Source organism: Bacillus sp. N5-665, assembly GCF_022637375.2.
Taxonomy (GTDB): Bacteria; Bacillota; Bacilli; order Bacillales; family Bacillaceae_G; genus Bacillus_A; species Bacillus_A wiedmannii.
The window spans coordinates 125,953-151,421 of record NZ_CP093324.1; the positions used below are offsets into that span (position 1 = coordinate 125,953).

The window sequence follows — 25,469 nt, forward strand, 5'->3', positions numbered from 1 at the left end:
AGCAATGAATCCACTTATTTTTAAAGAAGATTGTCCATTAGATCTAATTGCAGTTGGACGTTTATGCGTTGATTTAAATGCCAATGAAACACAACGTCCTATGGAAGAAACAAGAACGTTTACTAAGTATGTGGGGGGATCTCCTGCGAATATCGCAATTGGTGCGGCGCGTCTTGGCTTACAAACAGGATTTATCGGTAAAGTGTCCGATGATCAAATGGGCCGCTTTATTACAGGATACCTAAAGGACAACAATATTAATACAGATCAGATATGTATTGATCGTACAGGTTCAGTGACAGGTCTAGCTTTTACAGAAATTAAAAGCCCTGAAGATTGCAGTATTTTAATGTACCGCGACAATGTCGCCGATTTAAATCTTGATCCAACAGAAGTATCTGAGGACTATATTAAACAATCAAAAGCTCTCTTAATTTCAGGAACAGCTTTAGCGAAAAGTCCTTCTCGCGAGGCGGTATTTTTAGCGCTAGAATATGCGCGTAAGCATGATGTAGTCGTATTCTTTGATGTGGATTACCGCCCTTATACATGGCAGTCAGAAGCTGAAACGGCTGTGTATTACAATCTAGCGGCTGAAAAGTCTGATGTCATTATTGGAACGCGTGAAGAATTCGATATGATGGAAAAACTATTAAACTACGAACAATCTAATGATCAAGTTACGGCTGAAAGATGGTTTTCTCATCATGCGAAAATCGTCGTAATTAAGCACGGCGGGGATGGTTCAATCGCTTATACGAGAGACGGTCAATCTCACCGAGGCGGTATCTTTAAAACAAAGGTATTAAAGACGTTTGGTGCTGGCGATTCGTATGCTTCTGCGTTTATTTACGGCTTAATGCAAGGGCTTGAGATTCCTCAAGCGATGCGATTAGGTGGCGCTTCTGCTTCAATTGTTATTTCTAAACATAGCTGTTCTGATGCAATGCCAACCAGGGCAGAGATTTCTGCATTCATGGAAACGGCTGAGGAATTGGTATAAAAACTTCATAAATCAATAATCAAGTAAGGGCGTATCCTATTGGACGCTTCTACATTACATAAAAGGGAGAGAATGAATATGACAGTACAAACAGCACAAATTGTAAAAAACTACATTGGCGGCGAATGGGTAGAATCCATTTCAACTAAGATGGAAGCTGTATATAATCCTGCAACAGGAGAAGTAATCGCTCAAGTACCACTTTCAACAAAAGTAGATGTTGAACAAGCTGTATTAGCAGCAAATGAAGCGTTCAAATCTTGGTCTAAAACTGCTGTACCAAAACGCGCTCGTATTCTATTTAAATATCAACAATTACTAGTAGATAACTGGGAAGAGTTAGCGAAACTGATTACGATTGAAAACGGAAAAAGCTATAACGAGGCTTACGGTGAAGTTCTTCGTGGTATTGAGTGCGTGGAGTTTGCAGCGGGTGCTCCGACATTAATGATGGGAAAACAGCTTCCTGATATTGCGACAGGTATTGAGTCTGGTATGTATCGTTACCCAATTGGTGTTATAGGCGGCATTACACCTTTTAACTTCCCAATGATGGTTCCATGCTGGATGTTCCCACTTGCAATTGCTTGTGGTAATACATTTGTATTAAAACCTTCAGAGCGTACACCACTTCTAGCAGGAAGATTAGCAGAATTAGCTGAAGAAGCAGGCTTACCAAAAGGTGTATTAAATATCGTAAATGGCGCTCACGATGTAGTAAACGGTCTTCTGGAACATAAATTAGTGAAGGCAATTTCGTTTGTAGGTTCTCAACCTGTCGCAGAATATGTATACAAAAAAGGAACAGAAAACTTAAAACGCGTGCAAGCATTAGCGGGTGCGAAAAACCATTCCATTGTATTAAATGATGGGAATCTTGAACTAGCAACAAAGCAAATTATTAGTGCTGCATTCGGTTCAGCTGGTGAGCGTTGTATGGCTGCTTCTGTAGTAACAGTAGAAGAAGATATTGCAGATCAATTAGTTAATAGATTAGTAGAAGAAGCGAACAAAATTGTCATCGGAAATGGTCTTGATGAAGATGTATTTTTAGGTCCAGTTATTCGTGATAACCATAAAGAGCGCACAATTGGTTACATCGATTCAGGTGTAGAACAGGGCGCTACATTAGTTCGTGATGGACGTGAAGATACAGCTGTAAAAGGAGCTGGTTACTTCGTTGGTCCAACAATTTTTGACCATGTTACAAAAGAAATGAAGATCTGGCAAGATGAGATTTTTGCTCCTGTTTTATCTATTGTTCGTGTGAAATCATTGGATGAAGCGATTGAAATTGCGAATGAGTCTCGTTTTGCAAATGGCGCTTGCATTTATACAGATAGTGGGGCAAGTGTACGTCAATTCCGTGAAACAATTGAATCAGGTATGTTAGGTGTGAATGTTGGGGTTCCGGCGCCAATGGCATTCTTCCCGTTCTCTGGCTGGAAAGACTCTTTCTATGGTGATCTTCATGCGAACGGTACGGACGGCGTTGAGTTTTATACAAGAAAGAAAATGCTTACATCACGTTGGGAAAAGTAATCATTAAGAGAGAAGTAGAACCTCTCTAGTTGTTTGTAAGCAAAAGCAAGGGAAGTAGTAAAAGATAAGAAGGAAGTATTAGGAGTCTATCAAATTCCTAATACTCCTTTTTCATATGCAGAATGACTGATAGAGATAGAAAGGAGAAAATCATATGCAAACTGTTAGAATGACGACGGCGCAAGCATTGGTGAAATTTTTGAATCAACAATACGTAGAGTTTGATGGAGAGAGAGAAAAGTTTATTAAGGGAATCTTTACGATTTTTGGTCATGGGAATGTAGTAGGCCTGGGTCAAGCTTTAGAAGAAGACGCAGGGGAATTAGAAGTTTACCAAGGGAGAAATGAACAAGGAATGGCAAATGCTGCGATGGCTTTTGCAAAACAAAAACATAGAAAACAAATTATGGCATGTACTTCTTCTGTTGGTCCTGGATCAGCAAATATGATTACTTCTGCAGCAACTGCTTCTGCAAATAATATTCCCGTTTTATTACTTCCAGGAGATGTATTTGCAACGAGACAGCCTGATCCTGTTCTTCAACAAATTGAACAAACACATGACTTATCTATTTCTACGAATGATGCTTTTCGTGCAGTAAGTAAGTATTGGGACCGGGTAAATCGTCCTGAACAATTGATGACAGCTATGATTCAAGCCATGCGTGTTTTAACGAATCCGGCAGATACAGGAGCTGTAACAATCTGTTTACCACAAGATGTCCAAGGAGAAGCATGGGATTTTCCAAGTTACTTCTTCCAAAAGCGTGTTCACCGTATTGAACGTCGTCTACCTACAAAAGCCAGCTTAGCGGATGCAGTGGAAATGATTAAGAGAAAGAAAAAACCAGTTATGATTTGCGGTGGTGGTGTAAGATACGCAGAAGCGGCAGAAGAGTTAAAACAGTTTGCTGAAACATTCCACATTCCATTTGGAGAAACACAGGCTGGAAAAAGTGCAATTGAAAGTAGTCACCCATATAATCTTGGTGGCATTGGGGTAACTGGAAATATAGCAGCTAATACAATTGCAAAGGAAGCGGATCTTGTTATTGGGATCGGGACGAGATTTACTGATTTTACAACGGCATCTAAACAATTATTTCAAAATGAAGAAGTTGAGTTTTTAAACATCAATATTTCAGAATTCCATGCGAATAAGCTAGATGCATTAAAGGTTATAGCGGATGCGAAAGAAGCGCTACTTGCTCTAATAGATGAACTGCAAGTAATGGATTATCGATCTAGTTACACAGTAGAAATTGAAGATGCAAAAGAGGCTTGGTCTACAGAATTATCACGTCTACATAATATTCGCTTTACAGGTCAAGATTTCACACCAGAAGTAGAAGGCCATTTCGATGGAAAGTTAAATGAGTATGTAGACGCACTTGGTACACAATTAACACAGACTGCAGTCATAGGACAAATCAATACATTACTGGATGAAGATGCAATTATCGTTGGAGCGGCAGGAAGTCTTCCAGGTGATTTACAAAGAATGTGGGCATCAAGAAAACCAAATACATATCACATGGAGTATGGATACTCTTGCATGGGCTATGAGGTTGCGGGCGCACTTGGTGCAAAGCTAGCTGAACCATCGAAGGAAGTATATGCAATGGTAGGGGATGGTAGTTACCAGATGCTTCATTCAGAGCTTGTCACAAGTCTTCAAGAAAACAAAAAAATTAACGTCTTATTGTTTGATAACTCCGGATTTGGCTGTATTAATAACTTACAAATGGGTAATGGAATGGGGAGCTTTGGAACAGAGTTTCGCTATCGAAATCAGGAAACTCGTAAATTAGACGGGGGAATTATGAAAATTGATTTTGCAGCTAGCGCAGCTGGATATGGTGTGAAAACATATCATGTTACATCACTAGAACAATTACAGGAAGCGCTTATCGATGCGAAAAAACAAACAGTTTCTACATTGATTGATATTAAAGTACTACCAAAAACAATGACAAATGGATACGAGTCATGGTGGCATGTAGGTGTTGCGGAAGTATCTAAAAGTCAAAGTATACAAGCTGCGTACGAGAGTAAAGTAAGTAACTTGCAACAGGCAAGATCTTATTAGATTAGGACACAAAGAGAGCTTTTTATCTACATGCATATTGATTAGGAAGCTCTCTTTTCAATAACCAGTTAAGAGAATTTGGCGAAATTCTATCACATTTTGTAAAGAGGAGAGACAAGGGGATGTTTAAAGAAAATACAGTTAAGCTTGGAATTGCACCAATTGCTTGGACAAATGATGATATGCCGGAGCTAGGGGCAGAAAATACGTTTGAGCAATGTATTAGTGAGATGGCACTAGCTGGATTTAATGGAAGTGAAGTAGGGAATAAATATCCGAGAAACACAGTTGTATTAAAAAAATCTTTGGAATTACGAAACTTGGAAATTGCTAGTGCATGGTTTAGTACGTTTTTAACAACGAAGCCGCTTGAAGAGACAGTACAAGCATTTATTAAGCATAGGGATTTCTTGCATGACATGGGTGCAAAAGTCATCGTTGTTTCAGAGCAAGGGCATAGTATTCAAGGTTTAATGGATGTACCACTATTTAAAAATAAGCCTGTTTTTACAGAAGAAGAGTGGTATAAGCTTGCGGATGGATTACATCACCTCGGTAAATTAGCTCAGGAAAAGGGGCTACATATTGTATACCATCACCATATGGGTACGGGTGTTCAAACAACGGCAGAAATTGAAAAGTTAATGGACATGACTGATCCAGCGCTTGTATCTCTGCTTTTTGATACAGGTCATCTTGTTTTTTCAGGAGAAGAGCCACTTTATATTTTGAAAAAATATTTACCTCGTATTAAACACGTACATTTAAAAGATATTCGTCAAGAAGTAGTAGATGCTGTAAAGGAAAACGAAGTGAGCTTCTTACAGGCAGTGAAGAATGGGGCATTTACAGTTCCCGGGGATGGCGTAATTGTATTTGATGAAGTGTTTACTATCCTTGCAAACTCTGATTATCAAGGGTGGTTTGTGGTAGAAGCAGAGCAAGACCCAGCTTTAGCGAATCCTTTTGAATACGCATTAAAAGCCCGAAAATTTATACAAGAAAAAGCAGGTCTGTAATTTAAGCATTTTAAGATTATCCCTAAGTAAATGGTATGGTAATTAACATGTCTTCTTACAAAAGGGGTAAAAAGACGTGACGGTTGGTTTTACATGTAATAAATAATATTGAAATAGGGGAGTATGTAATGCCATTAGTTCAAATGAAAGATATTTTAATGAAAGCAAATCAAGATAATTATGGGGTTGGAGCTTTTAGTGTCGCTAATATGGAAATGGTAATGGGAGCTATTAAAGCAGCTGAAGAGTTAAGTTCACCGCTTATTCTACAAATTGCGGAAGTTCGTTTGAATCATTCGCCAATTCATATGATTGGTCCTTTGATGGTAGCTGCAGCGAAAAAAGCAACTGTTCCAGTAGCAGTTCACTTTGATCACGGGATGACGTTTGAAAAGATTAAAGAGACGTTAGAGATTGGTTTTAGCTCGGTTATGTTTGATGGCTCTCACTATCCGTTAGAAGAGAATATCCAAAAGACAAAAGAAATTGTAGAACTTGCGAAACAGTATGGAGCGACGGTAGAAGCTGAGATTGGCAGAGTTGGTGGTAGTGAGGACGGATCAGAAGATATTGAAATGTTGCTGACAAGCACTACAGAAGCAAAACGATTTGCAGAAGAAACAGACGTTGATGCCTTAGCGGTTGCAATTGGAAATGTGCATGGTATGTACAATGGCGATCCTAATTTACGATTAGACCGCCTACAAGAGATTAATGAAGTAGTCCATATCCCACTCGTTTTACATGGCGGCTCTGGCATTAGTCCAGAGGATTTCAAGCAATGTATTCAACATGGTGTTCGAAAAATTAATGTAGCAACAGCCACCTTTCAGAATGTAATTACTGCGGTTAACAATGCCGTCCTAAATACTCTGTATTCAGATTATTTTATGTACCATCAGGATGTTATTGAGGCTGCATACGAAAATGTTAAAAGTCATATGCAAATATTCGGAAGTGAAAACAGAGTATAAATAGAAAAGCTTTCTTCAGTAATAGTTAGACGAAACTCGGAATGTAGTTAGCTGAAAAAAGTAGAGAATGATTGAGTAGCCATTAAATAAAAGGGGGAGAAAGCCATGTTAGGAAAATTAGGTGAATTAAATGAGGGATATAATGTATTAACAGAAATGAACGGTCAATGCAGTGATATGTTAATGGATATAGGCATATATAAGATGTCTAATGGAAAAGAAGAGTTGCTATTTGATAATAAGAATGAAACAGCGGTTCTTTTACTGGAAGGGGCAATACGTTTAGAGTGGGAAGGAATCGAACAAGTTATTCAAAGACAGTCTGTGTTTGAAGAAAACCCTTGGTGCTTACATGTATCTAAAAATGTGAAGGTTACAATTACTGCTCTTTCAGATAGTGAAGTGCTTGTTCAAAAAACAGATAATGATCAAGAATTTGCGTCTAAGTTATATACTCCAAATGAGTGTCAAAGTGTTGTAGCTGGAGATGGAGTATGGGAGGGAACGGCGCAGCGTGTTATTCGTACGATTTTTGACTATAACAATGCAGCATATTCTAATATGGTAGTAGGAGAAGTTATTTCTTATCCAGGGCGATGGTCCAGTTATCCACCACATCACCATGATCAGCCAGAGGTATATTATTATCGCTTTAATAAGCCACAGGGATTTGGATGTGCAATGGTGGGTGAGGATGCATATCGCGTTGTACATAATAGCTTTATTACAATTCCGGGTGAGCTAGACCATCCGCAAGCAACGGCGCCTGGATATGCCATGTATTTTTGTTGGATGATTCGACATCTTGAGAATAATCCTTGGAATGATCGTATCATGGAGGAAGACCACAAGTGGTTATTAGAACCAAACGCGAAAATTTGGCCAGAAAAAGAATAGATAAAAATAAAGGTTCTGGACAAAAAAGATGTCACTTACAATTTTTTTGCTCAGAACCAATTTTTTGAATTTAAGAAGGCTCTTATGTGAGATAACATAAGGGTCTGTTTGCATGTTCTACCTTTTATTATGTACAATAAGAATAAGAGATGAAATAGACAGGGAGAGGAAATCCATGTCCACTAAATTAGTAAATTTACGAATTGATTTTGCTTTTAAACAGTTATTTGGGACGAAAGGAAATGAAGAAATTTTAACGGGGTTCTTAAATGCAATTTTAGAGGAGTCTTTAGATGCACCTATTACATCGCTACAACTAGATGATCCGCATCTCCATAAATCTTATGAAGATGATAAATTATCAATTTTAGACCTATTAGCAACTTTAGAAAATGGGACGCAGGTAAATATCGAAATTCAGCTTCGAAATACACATGATATGGTGAAGCGATCTTTATATTATTGGAGTAAACTTTATACATCCCAAATGCAAGAAGGGATGCCATATCGTTCACTTCGGAAAACAATTACCATTAACTTATTAGATTTTATTTTATTTTCTCAGGAAGATGAATTTCATACCATCGGACAATTATGGAATACAAAAATGCAACAAATATTAAGTGACGACATTGAAATCCATTTTGTAGAGATACCGAAATTAGTAAAGCAATGGCGTGAAGAAAAAGTAAACCCTTGGGAAAATCCATTTGTTCGTTGGATGTTATTATTACCAGCACATGAAGATGAACATTTAACTCAAACATTGGAGGAGATTGCGATGAATCAAGATCCAATTTTACAAAAGGCAATTAATAAATGGGAAAATATGAGCCATGATTCTTCTTTCCGAACAGCTTATGAAGCTCGAGAGAAATTACTTCTAGATGAACAAGCCAAGTTAGCACATGCAGAACAAGAGGGCGTGGAAAAAGGTATTGAGCAAGGTAAGATGCAAATGATTCGAGGGATGCATGAAATAGGTGTACCACTTGAAACTATTGCAAAAGCAAGTAAGTTGAGTGTAGAGAAAATAGAACGTATCTTAAAATTAAAGTGAACATTTATTAACCTATAGTACTTATGAATAAAAGAAAGTAGACGCTCTTTGTTATAGTGCGTTTAATAGAAAAGCATTGCTGAACAATTCGGCAGTGCTTTTTCTATATCATTTTTTGTTTTTTATGCAGAACCACCTCAAAAATTACTTTTTGTAGTTGAAGTTTTCCGAATAATAAGTTACATTTTTAAAGTTCAAGCAACTTTATGACAGTACAAAAAGGGGAGAAATATTGTTATTATGCAAAAAATGAAATGGAAGAACTATTTATGTTATTTTGTTATTCTTATACTTCTTGGAACAGCAGTAACAGTCAAATCATCTATCTCAAAAGCTGAGGAATCTGATATTAATATTACACTGTTAGGTACTGCCGATATTCATGGTAGATTTATGCCCTGGGATTATGCGTTTGATGGTGCAAATACGAGTGGAAGTTTAACGCAGCTTTATACGGTGATAAAGAAGGTGCGTCAGGAAAATCCCAATACCATATTAGTAGATGCTGGGGATACAATTCAAGGAAACTCAGTAGAGTTATTCAATGATCAGCCACAATCGCCAATGATGGTAGCGATGAATGCAATGGGATATGATGCTCTTTTTTATGTATAGAAAATCTTGTCTACTTTTAGTCTATCACCCTACGCACAATTATAGTAACGTGAATAGTCCGAAACAAATCTGTTCCGGACTGGGAGTGCAATATTTTATCCACTTTATTCAACTTTTTTGTATTTATAGTATGAATTTTCTGTTTTTTCAAGTGAGAAAACTGGATTACGTTAATTAATAGATGCTCCACCAGAGACACTCAGTTTTGTTGGTGCTGGCGTATCTCCACCATTAAAAGAAGAGTGTTGTGATACATTTAAACTAATCAAGCTACATGCTAATGTACTTACTATTATCGTACTGAATAACAATTTTTTTATTTTTTTCATTACTTTAACGCTCCTTTTCTTAAATGTTTCTTATCAGCATTATTGCTAATATAGAAATACTTACTCGCTTTAACATGATTATTTGCCTCGTAAAATTGCAGTGCTAAAATCTCTGCATATTCTTTTACACAATCCCACATTTCCTCTTTTTCAAAATAAGAAATGGCATCAGTAACTACTTTTTCTAGTTTAATTCTAGGCATTTCTGTGATTAGTTCATTTAAAACTGCGAAACGATGTTTATATTCCTCATTTCCTGATTCATTTGTATATTTTATTCCTTGCTCGATATATGATCTTGCTGTTTCAACGTCTTCTAACTTATAATATGCTCTTGCTAAGACAAATAATGCTTTAAAATGGTTCGGAATGGTATTTATAATTTCAGAACTCTGTCTAATCGCCAATGGATATAAATCTTGAATATTATATAACCAGCCTAAATTGGATCGTACTCGTAATAATAATTGTTCTTCATCATACTTCTTAAAAACATCAATAACCATATTGAGACATTCTTCCGCTCTTTCAAATTCTCTTAGATCTATACAAGCCAATCCATATACATTGTCGCATAAAGCAATATTAATTTTATAGCCTACATGATTCAAATATATTTCTTTGGCTTTTACTGCATGTTGAATCGCTTCAAATGGTTGATAAGATTGATAACAGTATGTTGAAAATCTATACTCAAACTCAGCTTTTTCTATTTCGTCAGGTATATCGTTTAAAAGCCTTTCCGCCTTTTCATAGTGTGTTTTCGCCTCAGTATAATTTGCTATAATTGTAGAGTGGATTGCCTTAAAGAAATAATAATAGTAAGCTAAAAATGAAAATTCATCTTTAATATGAGGTGGTTTTTCTACTTGATTGAAAGAATCTTTTGTAATACTCATTCCATCTACCAAGACTTTATGTCTAAAATTCAGTAGAGAATAATAGAATGATACATATTGGTCTATTTCTATTCCTTTTAAACTTTCTTTTACTTTTAGATATGTTTGTTTTGCTTCTACTACATGATATAAACGAATTTCTTCATACCATTCATGTAATAATTCCATTAATTGTTTATTACTTTTTTCTTGAACAGTCATAATATCCCCCATTTCTCTGTAAAGGCTTATTCTGATAATAACAGGAATTCGATAAATTAAATTTAACCACGATTTTTTTCATTAATATACAGAATATTCTGAATAATTTAGTTATCCATGCTTTTAAATTTGAAAAAGTATAGGTAAGGTAGGAAAAGTTTCGTTAATGGATTTTTTTATTTTTTAATCATTTTCTATTGAATACTTCTTATAAGAGGGAGAGTAGGTTTATACTTCCGCCAAGTAAGTATCATAATGAGTGTGTACAGAAGTATCAAACGAAAATTCTATTTAATCAGATACGATTTGATACTTTCTTAGTTTTGATTAGGGAAATTTAAATACTTTAGAGTAAAGGGTTTAATTGTTATTAAGGGGATAATTTGGAGGTTTATAACACGAAATCTTTATATTTTAGTTTTCAAGTGTTGAAGGGTTTGTAAAAAATACTTTACGAATTGTAAGAAATAAATTACAATTTTCCTGAGAGGTGTTCCTATTGTTACATAATAAAATTGTAGTTTGCCGAGCAGAAAAAGGTTGGACTCAAGAAGAATTGGCAAAAAGGGTTGGTGTTAGTCGACAAACTATCGCTACTCTTGAAAAGAATAAATATAACCCTTCTCTAATTCTTGCCTTTAAAATCGCAAATGCATTTGAAAAGCCAATAACTGACGTGTTCGATTATCGGGAGGAGTGAGTCATATGTTGTGGTTAAAAATTTTATTTTTAGTTGTAATATTCATCAGTCAGATGTATGTAATACAATTTCAATCCAGTGATGAAGCAAAAGACGAAAGAGGAAAAGAAATTCAATATAAAACAAATAATGTGTTGTACAACATCTTATCTATAGGTATCATTGCCATTTTTATTTTTCAATCAATAGATATAATTTCTTTAGAATTTCTACCTGATTTATTGTTATATTTTGTGCTTTCCTTAAGTGTACTAGGCAGTCTTATTATATTTATCAATAGAAACAGCAGAAATTACTAATATAGTGTATTTGATTATGATGAAGGTAGAAAGATAACGATGTACAAACTGTATTTGAATGGAGATTTATATGGCAGAGGTAGAGTAAGGGTACATTCAGACTTGAAAAGTATGAATGTTGTGTAAAAAGAATGCAAAGTGTTGAAAATATAAAAAACGTATAGTACAGTGAGGGTGTATGCTAGATAATAATGAACAAGAAGTCGGGTGGTTCTGATTCTTGTTAATTGATAGGTCGTAAGGTCATAAAAAGTCTTGGTTTGGTCGCCAAGGCTTTTTTCATGCTGTATTCAGGCATAAAAACCTTCTATATCTCAATAAATTTCCAAGCTGCAGCACGGGCTTTGTTTTTTCAATTGTAAAAAACATATTTGACTTACATGGTGGGAAGTATGGTGTAATTAATACAGAGAATGGGGTATTGTTCTACTTTGCTTAGAAAAATGGGATATAAAGTAGTAAGATGTGATAGAAGTGATAAAGATCTTATTGAAATGTTAAAGCGGATTTACATTCATATAAAGTATTTAAAAAAAGGTGTAAAGTCAATTCCATGGCTTCGCACCTTTTTATTTAACTTGGACTTTGTTTAAGCCCGTTAATTTGTTCATTTTTAAGCGTTTATTGCATTTAAAATTGAAACTTTATTTGTCGTAAATAATACATAATTTTGTTTTACCGTTTTGATTAAAATACGATCCGTTGTTCCATATGCAGTGCCAATACGGATTGCACTAGTATCTTCAACACCCGCATAGGTAGCATCTTCAGTAACCTCAATTACATCACGTAATGGAATCGTAATCTTCGCCAATTGCCATGAAATAATTAACTCTTCTTTTGTTTTTTTAACATGAATACCCAGCATCATACCAAGACCTTTCTATAATAGAATGCTACACTTCTAATCTTATTATACAAATTTTTAGATTATTTTTCCATATGTAGGAATAGAATTGGTTTCTACGTGTTAGCATCTATAGTGTGTCAAACGAATAGGAGGATATGCTGTCTTTCTGTTAAGTAATATGTTAAGAACAAAAGTTCACCTCGAATTAATATGAATTTGATATGCTTGTAGTATTATGAACGAGAAACATTAAGAGTGGCAGGAAGGAAATGAATAATGAGAATTAAATTAGTAGGGATTTTTACTTGTATGTTTGTGATACTAGGTATCTTTATCTTTTACACCAATCAATCTATTGGTAAAGAACCAAAAAAGACAAACTATGAAACTCGTGAAAACTCCATAAATAAAGAACAAAATGGTACTTCAAATAACATAGCAAGTTCTTTGTCTAGTATACAGGCTGTAGTTAATAAGGAATACGGATTGCCCGAAGACTATAAACCGGAGGATTTAGTTGTACCAAATGTACCATTCTCATTCAGTGGAACGCTAGAAAAGAGTTACCTTCGTAAAGAGGCAGCAGAAGCACTAGAAAGGTTATTTGATTTAGCAAAGAAAGAAGGAATCCAGTTGAATGCTGTTTCTGGGTTTCGCTCCTATGATTATCAAAAAAACCTGTATGCAAACAACGTAAAAAGAAAAGGACAAGAGCATACGGATCGCTTCTCGGCAAAGCCAGGACATAGTGAACATCAAACAGGATTAACGATGGATGTTTCTTCTAAAAGTGCAAATAATGGGCTAGAGTTAACCTTTGCGAATACGAAAGAAGGAAAATGGCTGAAAGAGAATGCGCATCGTGCAGGTTTTATCATTCGCTATCCAAAAGGTAAAGAGAGTATCACTGGATATGCATATGAACCGTGGCATATTCGCTACGTCGGGGATATTGCTGAAAGTATATATAAGAAAAAGCTGACTTTAGAAGAATTTATGAATCTGTGAAAATAGAATTATAGAGTTAAACCGGCTAGCGATAGCAGTAAGGTTATAAAAGATAGGGGGTATGAAATAAGGTATTTCTTAATGCTTTTAAAGGGTATGCCATGGAATTATAAACGAAACTACTAAAAGGAGCGATTCATATCTTTACAGTAATGTGAGATGTAGGATCTACGTCAGGCGTAATTTGATAAATATTAGGTTAATATATAATGGGAATCAGAGAGTAACGAAAAAGAATATACATATTACGTATTCAGTTTTTTACTAAATAACAGGGCATCATTCTAATTAGAATGATGCCCTGTTATTTTTATCATAATCTATTGGATTACTTTTTCAATTTTAGGCATTACAGCAATTGGCGGTAAAGATTTGGTCCATGCAGCAGCATAAACATTTATCTGTTCACCTATAGTGTAATTTTCACCATCTGAAATAGGAACCCTTAAAATTTTATTCTGAGAGACTAACTCCCACCAATCATTTTGAAAAGCGAGAGCTTCATCTTTTGTAGATGTAGCAGCAACCACTAAATAATTGTTTTCTACTGAAATGACATATCCAGTAAACGGCTCTTGTTCTTGCTTTTGAATAGAATGAATAGGTTCAGTGCTTACAGACGCCTTATTAGAATCTGCAAATGCCGGTGTTAATCCGAAAGTAAATCCACATCCTAATGTTAAAGCTGTTACGGTTGTTATTAATTTTTGTTTTTTTGTAAACATAATATATATCCCCCTTATATTTTATCCTACACTAGCCATTTTCAAGTTCTATGCATATAAAGCCTTTTAATATTAAGATGTTTAACCGTTCTGTCACGAATATTCCATAAATGTTAAAGATATCTATTAATGGAAGCGAATTTATGTTATAATTCACTAGGTGAACTATTATTATTACATTCATCCCCTGATGAATGTATACCCTTCCTTAATTGTAAATATGTCCGATTTTATTGGTGAAGAGGGAAGAAACCCCTCTTCTTTTTTCGTCTTTTGCAAATAAAATCAGTTATCATATTTCATCCCTCTTAAATACAATTTATATTTATGTTCAAATAAATTAATTGATTGAAACTTTGTTTTTGCCGATATGTAAATATCGATAGTAATGCCCTTGACTTCCCAACGTTTCCAAGCATTACGTGAACAGATTGCTACTGTCTCACCTAAGTATTTTAAGTAATAAACTGGTCTTCCGTTTATTTTCCTCTCTTGGAACATGATACATATTCCTCCTAATTTGTATTAGGCAACATAAAACGTCACCTGGGTGTTTTTGTCTAGATCCCTAAAAAGGAAGGATAACTTTTATTTATTAAAAAGTTATACAGTATGTCGAAAAGTATGATTAATAGCATAACTATAAATCTGGATTTTTTCATTTTTAAAATACAACTTATCACTATTTGAAATATATGAATTGAAATGTTTATGCTTTAGTATATGGGGTTTCACCTATCTGGCTGATAATGTTTCTATTTGAATCTATATTCTTTTTACATACTTATCACACACCTTTTTAAGAGCATTTTAGTTTCTACGTACCAGAACAAATGTAAGTGGCATTATATATTACAGATAGGAAATATATAATTAAATAAATATTATTTTAAAAAGAATCCACAGTCACACACTTAGAGCTTGAGACTATTTATATATTTACCAACATTGTGTAACTAGTATAGGAACTTATATATATGAGTGTCAATGAAATGAATCTTACATTATTGTAAGATAACTATGTTAATAATATAGTAAGTAATTATTATATAAGATGAATAATTACTCACTTATAATAAATCTAAGAGTTGATAAGAATCTTTTATATTCTATGAAACGAAAGGGTTCCTTGAATTAAATAAAAGAGGAATATGTAGTGTTATTTTTAAATTATTTATTATAAAATCAGGTGCTATTAGTGATTCATAAGATATAAAGTTTATTTTGATTAAACTCGTATGTATGGGTGAATATAATAGATATTAAAGTTGGGTATATATTACATTTGTGAAAAGAATGTTACATGTCTTGGATAAGTAATGAAATGCGTTATTTATAAGCTAATCAAATCTATAAAGCTGTTTGTACTGAATTCATTTTTTAAAATAATCAAAATAGAGATTTATAAAAATTTTAGAATAAATAATAAATTGTAATTAAATTAGTTGAGAATAAGAACGTATTATAGGATTAGGTTTTTTTATACGAATAGTTACACAAGAAGAAATGAGGAGTAAAGAATACCTATAATTTTTTGTTATTTTTTAAACAACAATTTTAAATATAAATTTAAAATTGTTGTTTAAATCGTTATCTTGTGTTTTAATAATATTGATAATGGATATCAATAAGAGAGATGAAAATTAGCGAAACAGGTGCTGCTAGTTAATGTCATAAAGATTTATAAATTTCTACATTGTATTGTTATGAATCTATCTCTAGTATTGAAATTTAAAAATAATATGTTTATAGAAGGAGTGGCTGTTTGTATGAAAAAAGCAAAAGGAATAGCTAAAAGTGTTGCGGTAGCTTCCGTTATTATGTCAGGAACATTTGGCTTACAAACAACATCTGCATTGGCAGATTCTAAGGGAACTGTAGAAAATCTTCAAAATGGTGGGAAGGTCTATAATAGTTTTAAAACTACTTATGACATGAAGCAGAATATCAAAAATTCAATAAAGGTTTCCTTTATTGAGGATCCGTACGCAGATAAAAAGATTGCAATTGTTACTACGGATGGTAGTAATATAGATGCTAAATATACAATTAATGGCGGATACTATAATGGCGGATTAAAATGGCCATCGGCATATCATACGGAAGCAGAAATAACAAGTGATGATAGTGCTCAATTTCATAAAGCTGCCCCAGTTAATACAATGACTTCAGCAAAGGTTAGTTCTGAAGTAGGGTATACACTTGGTGGTAGTGTTAAAGTTGGGGTAAATGATAAAGGACCAAATGCTGAAGCGAGTATTACAGGTAGTTATGCTTGGAAAGAAAGTGTATCTTACGATCAAGCAGATTATAAAACAGTATTAGAGACTCAGACAGATAAAAAATTAAATTGGAAAGTAGGATTCCAATCATTTAATTTCCCAGAGTGGGGAATTTATAATCGTGATTCATTCAATACTTTCTATGGTAACCAACTATTCATGAAATCACGTAGTTATAATGAAGGAACCAATAATTTTGTTTCAAAAGATATAGTACCAGCTTTAACAGGATATGGTTTTTCTCCAAACGTAGTAGCGGTTATTACTGCTGATAAAACAGAAGCTACATCAGATTTAAAAATAACAAATCGTAGAATTTCAGATCAGTACAATATTGAATGGGTAAGTTCAAAATGGTGGGGAACAAACAACAAGGATACATATAATGAGTTCTTTACAAACCACTATAAATTAGACTGGAGCAAACATCAAGTTACTCTTGATAATCAAAAAGCCCTTGAAGAGCAAAAGAATGGTATCAATAGTGTAAATGAAAAACTTAACAAAGGAAAAGGTAAATTATCTTTTTCAATGAATGGAAATCAACTCAAAGCTACATCTAGCAATGTTGGCTATGGTATCAGTTATGCAGATAAAAATTGGGGTATCTTTGTAAATGGTGAAAAAGTCTATACGTTTAATGAAAAAACAACTGTAGGTAATATCTCAAATGATATTAACAAGTTAAACATTAAAGGACCTTATATTGAGGTTAAACAAATCTAATCAATAAATGAAATACAATTGATGGATGATTATTTTATCAAGACATGAGTAATGTGGCATTTTTTAAACACGTATTATGCAATGAAGGGATCAAATCTTATTCGTAAAATAGATAAGATTTGATCCTTATTATTTTTTCCTTCGCATACAAGATTAAGCTGAAAATAGATATTTGTCACCCAATTACTTCATTCCCTAATTTAGATAAGAGAATGAAGTAATTGAGAGCTATTCATTTTATCATTTGGCCAAGAACAACTTACTCAAGGAACTTGAAGGGCCTCAGCACGGTGAGTAGATGGGAGATGAATTGGTGTCGAACAAGGAAGAGCAGGAGGCCATCTTACTTGTTCGACATACATAAAATGTTGCCGGAAAATTTGTCAGTATTATTTCACTATCTATTTAATAGATGCCTGTCTGTTTGTCGTATGGATTCTAAATGGATGCCTTATTGATGAAGTAGGAGAAGAATATGTTCAGAAGATGTTGTGTTTTTAAAATATTGGTTGTGTAATGAATTGCCCAAAGTGATTAAGAATTCATCGATTGTTAAATTCTCATTTTAAACATATAATTAAATTTAATTAAAAAGATAATCAATTCAAAGTCCTTATTGAACTTTTGAAATGAGCTATATACTAGTTGAGGTGTGGGGAATGGGAAAATCACGAGAGCGGACGATGGAAAATATTTTAAAGGCTGCTAAGAAGAAATTTGGAGAACGTGGCTATGAAGGTACGAGCATACAGGAAATTGCAAAAGAAGCGAAAGTGAATGTTGCTATGGCTTCTTACTATTTTAATGGGAAAGAAAACCTATATTATGAGGTATTTAAGAAATATGGTCTTGTTAAAGAGTTACCCAATTTTCTTGAGAAGAATCAGTTAAATCCTATCAATGCCCTAAGAGAATATTTAACAGTCTTTACTACACATATAAAAGAGAATCCTGAAATTGGAACATTGGCATATGAGGAGATTATCAAGGAAAGTTCCAGATTAGAAAAGATTAAACCTTATTTTTTAGGTAGTTTTGAACAGTTAAAAGAAATATTACAGGAGGGTGAAAAACAAGAGGTTTTTTATTTCTTCTCTATAAATCATACGATACATTGGATCACTTCTATTGTTTTATTTCCAAAGTTTAAAAAGTTCATTGATTCTTTAGGGACGGATGAAACAAATGATAATAATCATGAATGGATGCCAGAAGACTTAGTGAATAGGGTTATTTTCGCATTAACCAATAAACCTAGCATTTGACAATCCAAAATCTAAAGGGACCAGCTGTGGGATTCTTGTTACCAAAAAATGAGGAAGACGGAAGAAAAAGGGGTAGTTGATGTTAGACAGGTAGTAATGTATGGGGAGTATACTAGGTTTTGTAATCTTAATAAAAAAATGTTTTAAAAGTGTTCCGAGGTTATTGAGGAGTGCTTTTTGGATGAAGTTAATACAGTTAATTTTTTAATATTAGAGGGAATTAAAAAGAGAAGACTTTAGGCAGAGCTCTTAAATACGCCTATTAACGTTAGCGTAAATAGCAATAAAATAACCTTTGGAACAAGGGAGTTAGCCCGGCTGTCTTAGGACGAGTTAGCTATTAAAAGTAATGAATAACCGAGAAGCCCCCAGTTAGGACGTTAAGTGGCCGGTAGTTCACATACAGCTAGAACAAAGGGGAGAGAAAGTATATTTGAGTTTTCATGGTCTTTTTGGAAGTATAAACTAGTATTGGATTGTTCTAGAAAGTATGGCTATGAATATTATGTAAATCATCATAGATGGTTAAGCTACGGGATAGACCCACCATCAAAACAGGTGTATCGATTAAAGAAATTATTCAAACTACCAATATTACTTAGGCAAATTACTCAGAAAATAGTCAATTCAATGGTAGAGGGATACCTAACAAGTGGGTACAGCTGGGATGAGAATGAATTAATTGAGAAAGGAAGGCTTATGTTACGTAACCCCTTTATCATTTTCCGATATAATATACCTTTCTCAAAAAATGTGAAGGTGTGAGACTCAAATTTTTAGGTGGGAGATGAAAGTGGAGTGTAATCTATGTTAATAAATAAAGTATATAAAATATAAGAAATCTTAATTGTGAAAACAGTTGATGGTATTCAATTTGTGTTCAATTGCTTCCTTATTATATAGTACAATATGTACAAAGGAATAGGGGAAGGACTCACCTATCGTTGGGCTACGCCCTTCACACGCTTGAAGAAGGAGAATTCTTTCGGAAAATACGTTAAAAGAAGCCTTAAAAGAGAAATACTCTTTTAAGGCTTTTATGCTTGTTCATTATTCCGCTGTTATGCCTTTAGGCCAAGTAGTCGTAAGATTACTATGATTAATAGCGCCCCTATTGTAAGGACCGCATTATTGACAGTGTGGATTAATAGCACGTGCCAAATGTTTTTAGTCCATAGATATATTATATTTAGAAATAGACCTGCAAACATGAAGGGGATTGTACCTATTACGCTCCCGAAATTATAATAGTGAATTAACCCGAAAAGAATTGAATTCAAAATGATAATACATGCTTTTTTTAAAAAACTACCCTGAAATATTTTACCGAGAAGTGTATAACGAAAAACAGTATCTTCAATTAATCCTGTAACAATAGGACCTAAAGCGATATAAATTAAGAGCATGAACATTTCAGGACTTGCAGTTAAAGGGTCAATTAAAGATGGTACATCTGTTTTTAAGCTGGTGCTAACTCTTGGAATAAGTGAGCGAACCAAACTAACTATAATTTGTAAAAGAACACCACCAACAATTACTAATAGAACGGAACGTTTCCATGCCAGTTTAAATTTACTCCAATGTCTACGAAGCATCGGAGCATAAACAACCATAAGGAAAATAAACATAATAATGCGTAAACTGGTATCAATAATTACTGACAACTGATTTTTTACTGAGAAATATTGAGTAATAAAGCCTACAAATAATATTAATGGGATTAAAAGTAAAACGATATAATCTTTCTTTGTCCACACATTCTCTGAAAAATCTTCAGCAGCGACTAATTTAGTGAATTTATTCATTGAAATTTACAACTCCTAAAAATATTATAAAAATCTTAATATGCTCCATTTTTAGTTAAAGTATATTACGTTAGCTAGTACTATCTTCTAATTGACGCTGTTCCAAGCGTTCAATTGCTTCACGGTGTTTTGGATCATCAATCAAACATGTTATTTCCATTAAGTGATGTCCTGGTTGGCTCACTAATAGAACAAAATCTTTGTTTTTACTATAGTGATTAGCTGCATAAGTGTGATGCAACTTTTAAGGGCTTTTTTTCTCGTTAAATGCTCTAAGTAGTATACTTAATTATATCCTTATGTTTAGATTTATAAATTTTATCTCAGATAATTTATGCGCTTTACCCTATTCATAAAATTTGATATTTCTTAAAAACAGTTGGATTCCCCACGTTCACTTTATCTAGAAGTGAGAGTGGGGGAGTTCAAAGAAAAAAGGGCAAATTAAGCTCTGTCTCTTGATAAAAACTTATGGAAATAAAAATAAGATAGTTACTGTTGGACTGATAGTAAATCACGATTAATATACTAGGTCTTACGAGCACGATAGAAAATATATAACTTCATAAAAAGAACTCCTATGTTACTTAGGAGTTCTTTTCGGATGAAGTTAACAAATTTATAGAATGTTGAATATTAGTTTGTTTTTTCAACAATAGGAGAAATAGCTTTCACAGGAACACCAGCAAGTAAAATAGGGCTAAACTCAAAAGATGCAGCATAAACGTTTACCGTATCACCGATTACAATATCTTGTAATACTTCGGTTGAAGTTTCAATTTCATAAGTTAAGTTGTTACTTGAAATTAAGATTGAATTATCAGATTTTCCTGTAACATTTCCTGTGATTTTTTTGTATTGATTCTCTACAATATTTTGTTCATTTCCTTTTTGAATAATCGCGTTTCTTGCCTCGAAAGGTAAGTCCTTTAGAAGAATAGGGGCCATTTCAAATGCTTGAGCATAAACATTTACTGTATCACCTATCTGAATGTTTGGTAGTACTTTTGAATTAACATAGGCACGAATGGTTTGGTTTTCACTTGAAATTTCAAGGCTATCTTCAGATTTTTTTGTCACTGTACCAGAACGTTTTTTTAGTTGTGCTAAGAGTTTTTGTTCTTTATCTTTACTCATTAATTGGTTTTCTTGTTGTTTGTTAGATTCTTCATTTGTTTTAGAAATAGAACTTACATCAGTGTAAAATACAGTTTGTCCATAGATTTTTTGATGTTTCCATTGATCTTTGTTAGCAACTTTAACTTTGTCCCCATTTTTAAAGTTAGAGTTACTACCATTCGGGAAGTCTATAGTAACTTCTTGACTATTTCCATTAGCATCTTTATATGCAACAGTCACATAATAAGGATCTGCATCATTTATTACCCCAACTACATGGTTTTCTTGTTGTTTGTTAGATTCTTCATTTACTTTAGAAATAGAATTTACATCAGTGTAAAATACAGTTTGTCCATAGATTTTTTGATGTTTCCACTGATTTTTGTTAGCAACTTTAACTTTGTCCCCGTTTTTAAAGTTAGAGTTACTACCATTCGGGAAGTCTATAGTAACTTCTTGATTATTGCCATTAGCATCTTTATATGCAACAGTCACATAATAAGAATCTGCATCATTTATTACCCCAACTACATGGTTTTCTTGTTGTTTGTTAGATTCTTCATTTACTTTAGAAATAGAATTTACATCAGTGTAAAATACAGTTTGTCCATAGATTTTTTGATGTTTCCATTGATTTTTGTTAGCAACTTTAACTTTGTCCCCGTTTTTAAAGTTAGAGTTACTACCATTCGGGAAGTCTATAGTAACTTCTTGATTATTGCCATTAGCATCTTTATAGGTCACAGTCACATAATAAGGGTCTGCATCATTTATTACTCCAACTACAGTATTTTCTACTTGTTTTGTTTGGTGGTGGATTTGATCAGATTTTGCAAGAAATTGTGCAGCCTCTGCACGAGTAATCGGTCTATTAGGGGACCAGTTATTTCCATTTTTAGTTCCCTTAGAAATTTCCGTTTGTATTAAAATGTTTGCATGTTGTTCACCCCAATGTCCTTTTAAATCATGAAACGTAATTTGTCCATTACTATTTGTAATATCTTGTAACTTATATGCATTTACTAGCATTGCTGCCATAGCGGCACGTGTAACTTTTCCTGAGGGATTGAATATTCCATTTCCTTCACCTTTAATGATTCCTGCCTTTTCAGCAGCTGCAATATAAGGGGTTGCCCAATGATTTTGAGAATCTGTAAAGGATGGTTTTGCATCGAAGTCAACTTGTATACCTAGAGCTTTTGTCATAATGGTTGCAGCAGCAGCTCGATCTAATGAATCACTTGAACCAAAAGTGCCATCTGGATATCCACTTAATACTTTTTTATCAACTAAATAATTAACGGATTTGTCAGCCCATGCAGGAACATCTGGGAATTTGTGAGTATTTGCAAATGCACTAGTTGAGTAGGAAAGTAGACTTCCAGCAAGAATTCCTGTAGCAATTAATTTGTATTTCAAAATGTAACACTCCTAAAAATTATTACAGCTTGGTAAATCTATCATTTATAGTTAAACTCATAAGTAATATGACCTATTTTAATAGATTGGGTTGGTATCATCACTATATTACAGATAAATAATATATGGTTGATTCAAAATATTATTTCGAAAAGAATTCACAGACATACACTTGTAGTAAGGGACTATTTGATATATTCACCAAGCATGTGTAACTAGTATAGTTACTCGTATGTACGAGTGTCAATTAAAAAAGAATTACATTTTTGTAAGATAACCGTGTTAATAATATAGTAAGTAATTATTATATAAGGTGAATAATTACTCATTATAATAACTATAAGTATGAATAAATTTGTTTTTAATCCCATGTAATGAGAGGGCTGTCTAGATTAAATAAAAGAGGGATATTTAGCATAATTTACTAGTAAATTATTGTGGTTTTTATCTTCGCTGGACTTCTATTTTTATTCGTATTATTTGGTCATCATAATGCGGGGTTTTTAAATTTAAACAGTCAGGGTGGCCTCTTTCCAAATGGTGCAACAGGTTTGATTATATCTATGTTGGTCGTTATCAAGTAATCATTGAAAATAATGGAGTAGATTAAATAATTTAGATTTGTATGTGGGGTATTTTTGCACATCCCCTGAAAAAGGCGAATAAGAAATACTCTCCTAAAATTTCTAATGAAGTACTTCGAATATACTATTTACTGTATTTTAGATAGTAACTTTGATCGCGCTAATTCTTGAATAAATGCATCCATGTCAACTGACTCTTGTTGTTTATTAAACTTAAATCGCCCATAAAGATTAATAAGTTGCCATACAAACGGAAAAGTTTGTATTAATATATTTCTAAATATTGGTTGTTTTTTCTTTAAGTTAGCAAATTAGTGAAAATTTAGGTGTTATAATAAATGATACGATTTGCTAATAAATTGTACAATCACCCCAGATAGGTGGATTATCTTCATTTTTAATCAATAATAAACATAAAAAATTTACTTCGTGAAAAATTTCCTTTCTATATTATTAACCTTATTACCTTACAAAAGTGTAAGGATATTTTTATTGACGTTCTTTAAAAGGTGTAACTATAATGATTACATGATGATTGATAATTAAAATCATTTAGTGAATAGATATGATTGGAGATGTTTTAGCATATGAAGAAAGTCATTTTAGCTGGTGCATTAGGAATTGCAGCATTTACAGGAAGCAACATACCAGGATTAGATTCAATAACAGCAAGTGCAGCTGTACAAGAGTTCAACACTACAGTTGAGGGGAAAGTAATAGAAGTACAGTCAAAGTATTTTATCATTGAAAGTAAAGAATTAAATGAAAGTGTAACTATTTATACTGATTTTCAAGCAAATGCAAAACCAGGTGAATATGTAAAAGTAAATAGTAATGGTCCATTACTTCAAAACGCATTTACTACAAGTTTAACGGCTAATTCTGTTGAGCATTTTGAATTAGCTCCTGGAAACTACGAACAATATACAGTAGGGCATGTAAGTGAAGTTTCTTCTAATGAGTTATTAGTTACATATATAGATAATAACGGAAATCCAGAGGATCTTCGTGTACCTCTAAAAAACACTCATAACTTTAAGGTTAATGACTTAGTGAAAGTAGAAAGTGATTTTTGGGCGAGATCCATACCACCTATAGCTGTAAATGCAAATGTAGAAAAAGTTAAAACGCAAATTAATGATTATAGTACTAGTACTGAGTCTTTAGAAAAAGAAGGTACAACATTGAAATCAGGAATGTATGAAAAAGAAGATGGTCAACCTAATTTTGTAATCGGAGAAATTACAAAAATAGACAAAGATTATACCGATTATGTAGCTGTCAAGTACCCTTCTAAAAATGGGGAAAATGATGTTGTTTATGTGGATTTAACACAAGGTCAACAATTTAATATAGGTGATATGGTTCAAGTAGATTTTCATGATGGATCTAATTTCCATGGAATGGATAAAACAACGTATGACCATATTCAAAAAATTAACGATAAAATTAAACAGAATACAAATAAAGAGCAATGGGTTTGGTCTTAATTTTAAGAAAATAAAATTATCCATCTATAATGTATATACCAATTCAAAAAGTCTTGTAATATGTTACAAGGCTTTTTTGAATTAGTTACTTTAAAACATTATCTTCTGTTTCATTTTTATTAGCTGCTGCAAAAATGTCATATTTCTGTCGTGGACACTCATTTATATAAGTAACTATAATAGCTCCATTAATTGGGGATATGTTACATTTATATAATTTCTCAGAGATACATGTTTATATAATGATTGTCCTGTTTATATTCTTTTGACTGGAAAGTCTATACATACACTTAATTTCGTGAAATTTTTTTATAGTGATATAAAAACTTTTTTTGTTGATAATATTTAATGCATCTAATCAGTATAAGCCTTTCTGTAATCTATTAATTTTGGAATCATGATGTTAGCATTGTCCAATCCATTTGAAAGCATGCTAGAGTACTAGACATATTTGTGGTTTTTTATGAGAAAAAGGATGCAGAGAAATATGGTGATTTATCATTTTCCGACAGAAGATTCCTTTCGTTTCATACGGTTAGAAACATTTTTATAATTCCTGTTCTATAATT

The 25,469-nt window shown here is 33.3% G+C and carries 20 protein-coding genes and 1 pseudogene; 14 read left to right on the forward strand and 7 right to left on the reverse strand.

All coding sequences use genetic code 11. The features are described 5' to 3' along the window. The first annotated feature begins 4 nt into the window (after positions 1-4). The 8 genes and pseudogenes from iolC to MNO09_RS00585 all read left to right on the forward strand — a co-directional run. Positions 5-1,003: a 5-dehydro-2-deoxygluconokinase gene (gene iolC, locus MNO09_RS00550; protein WP_016136258.1), complete on the forward strand. Its 999-nt coding sequence runs from the start codon at positions 5-7 to the stop codon at positions 1,001-1,003. A gap of 78 nt (positions 1,004-1,081) precedes the next feature. Then, on the forward strand, positions 1,082-2,545 hold the full coding sequence (locus MNO09_RS00555) for a CoA-acylating methylmalonate-semialdehyde dehydrogenase (RefSeq protein ID WP_098720609.1): 1,464 nt from the start codon (positions 1,082-1,084) through the stop codon (positions 2,543-2,545). 154 nt (positions 2,546-2,699) lie between these two features. After that, complete coding sequence (gene iolD, locus MNO09_RS00560; protein WP_241949969.1) at positions 2,700-4,634, forward strand: 3D-(3,5/4)-trihydroxycyclohexane-1,2-dione acylhydrolase (decyclizing); 1,935 nt, start codon at positions 2,700-2,702, stop codon at positions 4,632-4,634. 122 nt (positions 4,635-4,756) lie between these two features. Beyond that, positions 4,757-5,653, forward strand: coding sequence for a myo-inosose-2 dehydratase (gene iolE / locus MNO09_RS00565; RefSeq protein WP_098828684.1), 897 nt, complete (start codon positions 4,757-4,759; stop codon positions 5,651-5,653). Between the two features lie 128 nt (positions 5,654-5,781). After that, entirely contained in the window at positions 5,782-6,627 is an 846-nt protein-coding gene (locus MNO09_RS00570) for a class II fructose-bisphosphate aldolase (protein WP_070169015.1), read from the forward strand. A gap of 105 nt (positions 6,628-6,732) precedes the next feature. Then, positions 6,733-7,524 (forward strand): 5-deoxy-glucuronate isomerase, encoded by a 792-nt coding sequence (locus tag MNO09_RS00575; RefSeq protein ID WP_098251714.1) that lies wholly within the window; start codon positions 6,733-6,735, stop codon positions 7,522-7,524. A 175-nt stretch (positions 7,525-7,699) separates the two neighbouring features. Then, positions 7,700-8,584, forward strand: coding sequence for an Rpn family recombination-promoting nuclease/putative transposase (locus tag MNO09_RS00580; protein ID WP_070169013.1), 885 nt, complete (start codon positions 7,700-7,702; stop codon positions 8,582-8,584). Between the two features lie 240 nt (positions 8,585-8,824). Beyond that, positions 8,825-9,184: pseudogene (locus MNO09_RS00585) on the forward strand (hypothetical protein); the annotation flags it as partial. Between the two features lie 185 nt (positions 9,185-9,369). Here the strand turns inward: MNO09_RS00585 and MNO09_RS00590 are convergent. Beyond that, positions 9,370-9,528: a Phr family secreted Rap phosphatase inhibitor gene (locus MNO09_RS00590; protein WP_081339416.1), complete on the reverse strand. Its 159-nt coding sequence runs from the start codon at positions 9,526-9,528 to the stop codon at positions 9,370-9,372. Further along, positions 9,528-10,628: a response regulator aspartate phosphatase gene (locus MNO09_RS00595; RefSeq protein ID WP_241949971.1), complete on the reverse strand. Its 1,101-nt coding sequence runs from the start codon at positions 10,626-10,628 to the stop codon at positions 9,528-9,530. The genes MNO09_RS00590 and MNO09_RS00595 overlap by 1 nt, the downstream gene beginning before the upstream one ends. A gap of 499 nt (positions 10,629-11,127) precedes the next feature. Between MNO09_RS00595 and MNO09_RS00600 the strand changes: the two genes are divergently transcribed. Both MNO09_RS00600 and MNO09_RS00605 read left to right on the forward strand, forming a co-directional pair. After that, on the forward strand, positions 11,128-11,328 hold the full coding sequence (locus MNO09_RS00600) for a helix-turn-helix transcriptional regulator (RefSeq protein WP_064475224.1): 201 nt from the start codon (positions 11,128-11,130) through the stop codon (positions 11,326-11,328). A gap of 5 nt (positions 11,329-11,333) precedes the next feature. Next, positions 11,334-11,627 (forward strand): hypothetical protein, encoded by a 294-nt coding sequence (locus MNO09_RS00605; RefSeq protein ID WP_064475225.1) that lies wholly within the window; start codon positions 11,334-11,336, stop codon positions 11,625-11,627. 613 nt (positions 11,628-12,240) lie between these two features. Here MNO09_RS00605 and MNO09_RS00610 read toward each other — a convergent pair. Further along, the gene (locus tag MNO09_RS00610) at positions 12,241-12,495 is read right to left on the reverse strand and encodes a SunI/YnzG family protein (protein WP_000900627.1); all 255 of its coding nucleotides are present in this window, start codon (positions 12,493-12,495) and stop codon (positions 12,241-12,243) included. Between the two features lie 258 nt (positions 12,496-12,753). Between MNO09_RS00610 and MNO09_RS00615 the strand changes: the two genes are divergently transcribed. After that, positions 12,754-13,485, forward strand: a complete 732-nt coding sequence (locus MNO09_RS00615; protein ID WP_241949972.1) for a M15 family metallopeptidase — start codon at positions 12,754-12,756, stop codon at positions 13,483-13,485. A 320-nt stretch (positions 13,486-13,805) separates the two neighbouring features. Here the strand turns inward: MNO09_RS00615 and MNO09_RS00620 are convergent, their stop codons facing one another. After that, entirely contained in the window at positions 13,806-14,210 is a 405-nt protein-coding gene (locus MNO09_RS00620; RefSeq protein WP_241949973.1) for a DUF3221 domain-containing protein, read from the reverse strand. Between the two features lie 285 nt (positions 14,211-14,495). After that, positions 14,496-14,711: a hypothetical protein gene (locus MNO09_RS00625; protein ID WP_070169008.1), complete on the reverse strand. Its 216-nt coding sequence runs from the start codon at positions 14,709-14,711 to the stop codon at positions 14,496-14,498. A 1,268-nt stretch (positions 14,712-15,979) separates the two neighbouring features. Here MNO09_RS00625 and hlyII point away from each other — a divergent pair. Both hlyII and hlyIIR read left to right on the forward strand, forming a co-directional pair. Beyond that, the gene (gene hlyII, locus MNO09_RS00630) at positions 15,980-17,218 is read left to right on the forward strand and encodes a hemolysin II HlyII (protein ID WP_241949974.1); all 1,239 of its coding nucleotides are present in this window, start codon (positions 15,980-15,982) and stop codon (positions 17,216-17,218) included. A gap of 659 nt (positions 17,219-17,877) precedes the next feature. Next, positions 17,878-18,483, forward strand: a complete 606-nt coding sequence (gene hlyIIR, locus MNO09_RS00635) for a hemolysin II regulator HlyIIR (protein ID WP_088107595.1) — start codon at positions 17,878-17,880, stop codon at positions 18,481-18,483. Positions 18,484-19,544: 1,061 nt separating this feature from the next. Here hlyIIR and MNO09_RS00640 read toward each other — a convergent pair. Further along, positions 19,545-20,288: a CPBP family intramembrane glutamic endopeptidase gene (locus tag MNO09_RS00640; RefSeq protein WP_088315381.1), complete on the reverse strand. Its 744-nt coding sequence runs from the start codon at positions 20,286-20,288 to the stop codon at positions 19,545-19,547. 636 nt (positions 20,289-20,924) lie between these two features. Continuing rightward, complete coding sequence (locus tag MNO09_RS00650) at positions 20,925-22,826, reverse strand: S-layer homology domain-containing protein (protein WP_241949975.1); 1,902 nt, start codon at positions 22,824-22,826, stop codon at positions 20,925-20,927. A gap of 1,171 nt (positions 22,827-23,997) precedes the next feature. Here MNO09_RS00650 and MNO09_RS00655 point away from each other — a divergent pair. Continuing rightward, on the forward strand, positions 23,998-24,900 hold the full coding sequence (locus tag MNO09_RS00655; protein ID WP_241949976.1) for a hypothetical protein: 903 nt from the start codon (positions 23,998-24,000) through the stop codon (positions 24,898-24,900). Positions 24,901-25,469 lie beyond the last annotated feature (569 nt).

Bases quoted from the DNA above. Each gene is read 5' to 3' on its own strand.
- MNO09_RS00615 (WP_241949972.1), top strand. From the start codon at position 12,754: ATGAGAATTAAATTAGTAGGGATTTTTACTTGTATGTTTGTGATACTA.
- MNO09_RS00605 (WP_064475225.1), top strand. From the start codon at position 11,334: ATGTTGTGGTTAAAAATTTTATTTTTAGTTGTAATATTCATCAGTCAG.
- MNO09_RS00595 (WP_241949971.1), bottom strand. From the start codon at position 10,628: ATGACTGTTCAAGAAAAAAGTAATAAACAATTAATGGAATTATTACAT.
- hlyIIR (WP_088107595.1), top strand. From the start codon at position 17,878: ATGGGAAAATCACGAGAGCGGACGATGGAAAATATTTTAAAGGCTGCT.
- iolE (WP_098828684.1), top strand. From the start codon at position 4,757: ATGTTTAAAGAAAATACAGTTAAGCTTGGAATTGCACCAATTGCTTGG.
- MNO09_RS00590 (WP_081339416.1), bottom strand. From the start codon at position 9,528: ATGAAAAAAATAAAAAAATTGTTATTCAGTACGATAATAGTAAGTACA.
- hlyII (WP_241949974.1), top strand. From the start codon at position 15,980: ATGAAAAAAGCAAAAGGAATAGCTAAAAGTGTTGCGGTAGCTTCCGTT.
- MNO09_RS00555 (WP_098720609.1), top strand. From the start codon at position 1,082: ATGACAGTACAAACAGCACAAATTGTAAAAAACTACATTGGCGGCGAA.
- iolD (WP_241949969.1), top strand. From the start codon at position 2,700: ATGCAAACTGTTAGAATGACGACGGCGCAAGCATTGGTGAAATTTTTG.
- MNO09_RS00625 (WP_070169008.1), bottom strand. From the start codon at position 14,711: ATGTTCCAAGAGAGGAAAATAAACGGAAGACCAGTTTATTACTTAAAA.
- iolC (WP_016136258.1), top strand. From the start codon at position 5: ATGAATCCACTTATTTTTAAAGAAGATTGTCCATTAGATCTAATTGCA.
- MNO09_RS00640 (WP_088315381.1), bottom strand. From the start codon at position 20,288: ATGAATAAATTCACTAAATTAGTCGCTGCTGAAGATTTTTCAGAGAAT.
- MNO09_RS00575 (WP_098251714.1), top strand. From the start codon at position 6,733: ATGTTAGGAAAATTAGGTGAATTAAATGAGGGATATAATGTATTAACA.
- MNO09_RS00655 (WP_241949976.1), top strand. From the start codon at position 23,998: ATGAAGAAAGTCATTTTAGCTGGTGCATTAGGAATTGCAGCATTTACA.
- MNO09_RS00580 (WP_070169013.1), top strand. From the start codon at position 7,700: ATGTCCACTAAATTAGTAAATTTACGAATTGATTTTGCTTTTAAACAG.
- MNO09_RS00610 (WP_000900627.1), bottom strand. From the start codon at position 12,495: ATGCTGGGTATTCATGTTAAAAAAACAAAAGAAGAGTTAATTATTTCA.
- MNO09_RS00620 (WP_241949973.1), bottom strand. From the start codon at position 14,210: ATGTTTACAAAAAAACAAAAATTAATAACAACCGTAACAGCTTTAACA.
- MNO09_RS00570 (WP_070169015.1), top strand. From the start codon at position 5,782: ATGCCATTAGTTCAAATGAAAGATATTTTAATGAAAGCAAATCAAGAT.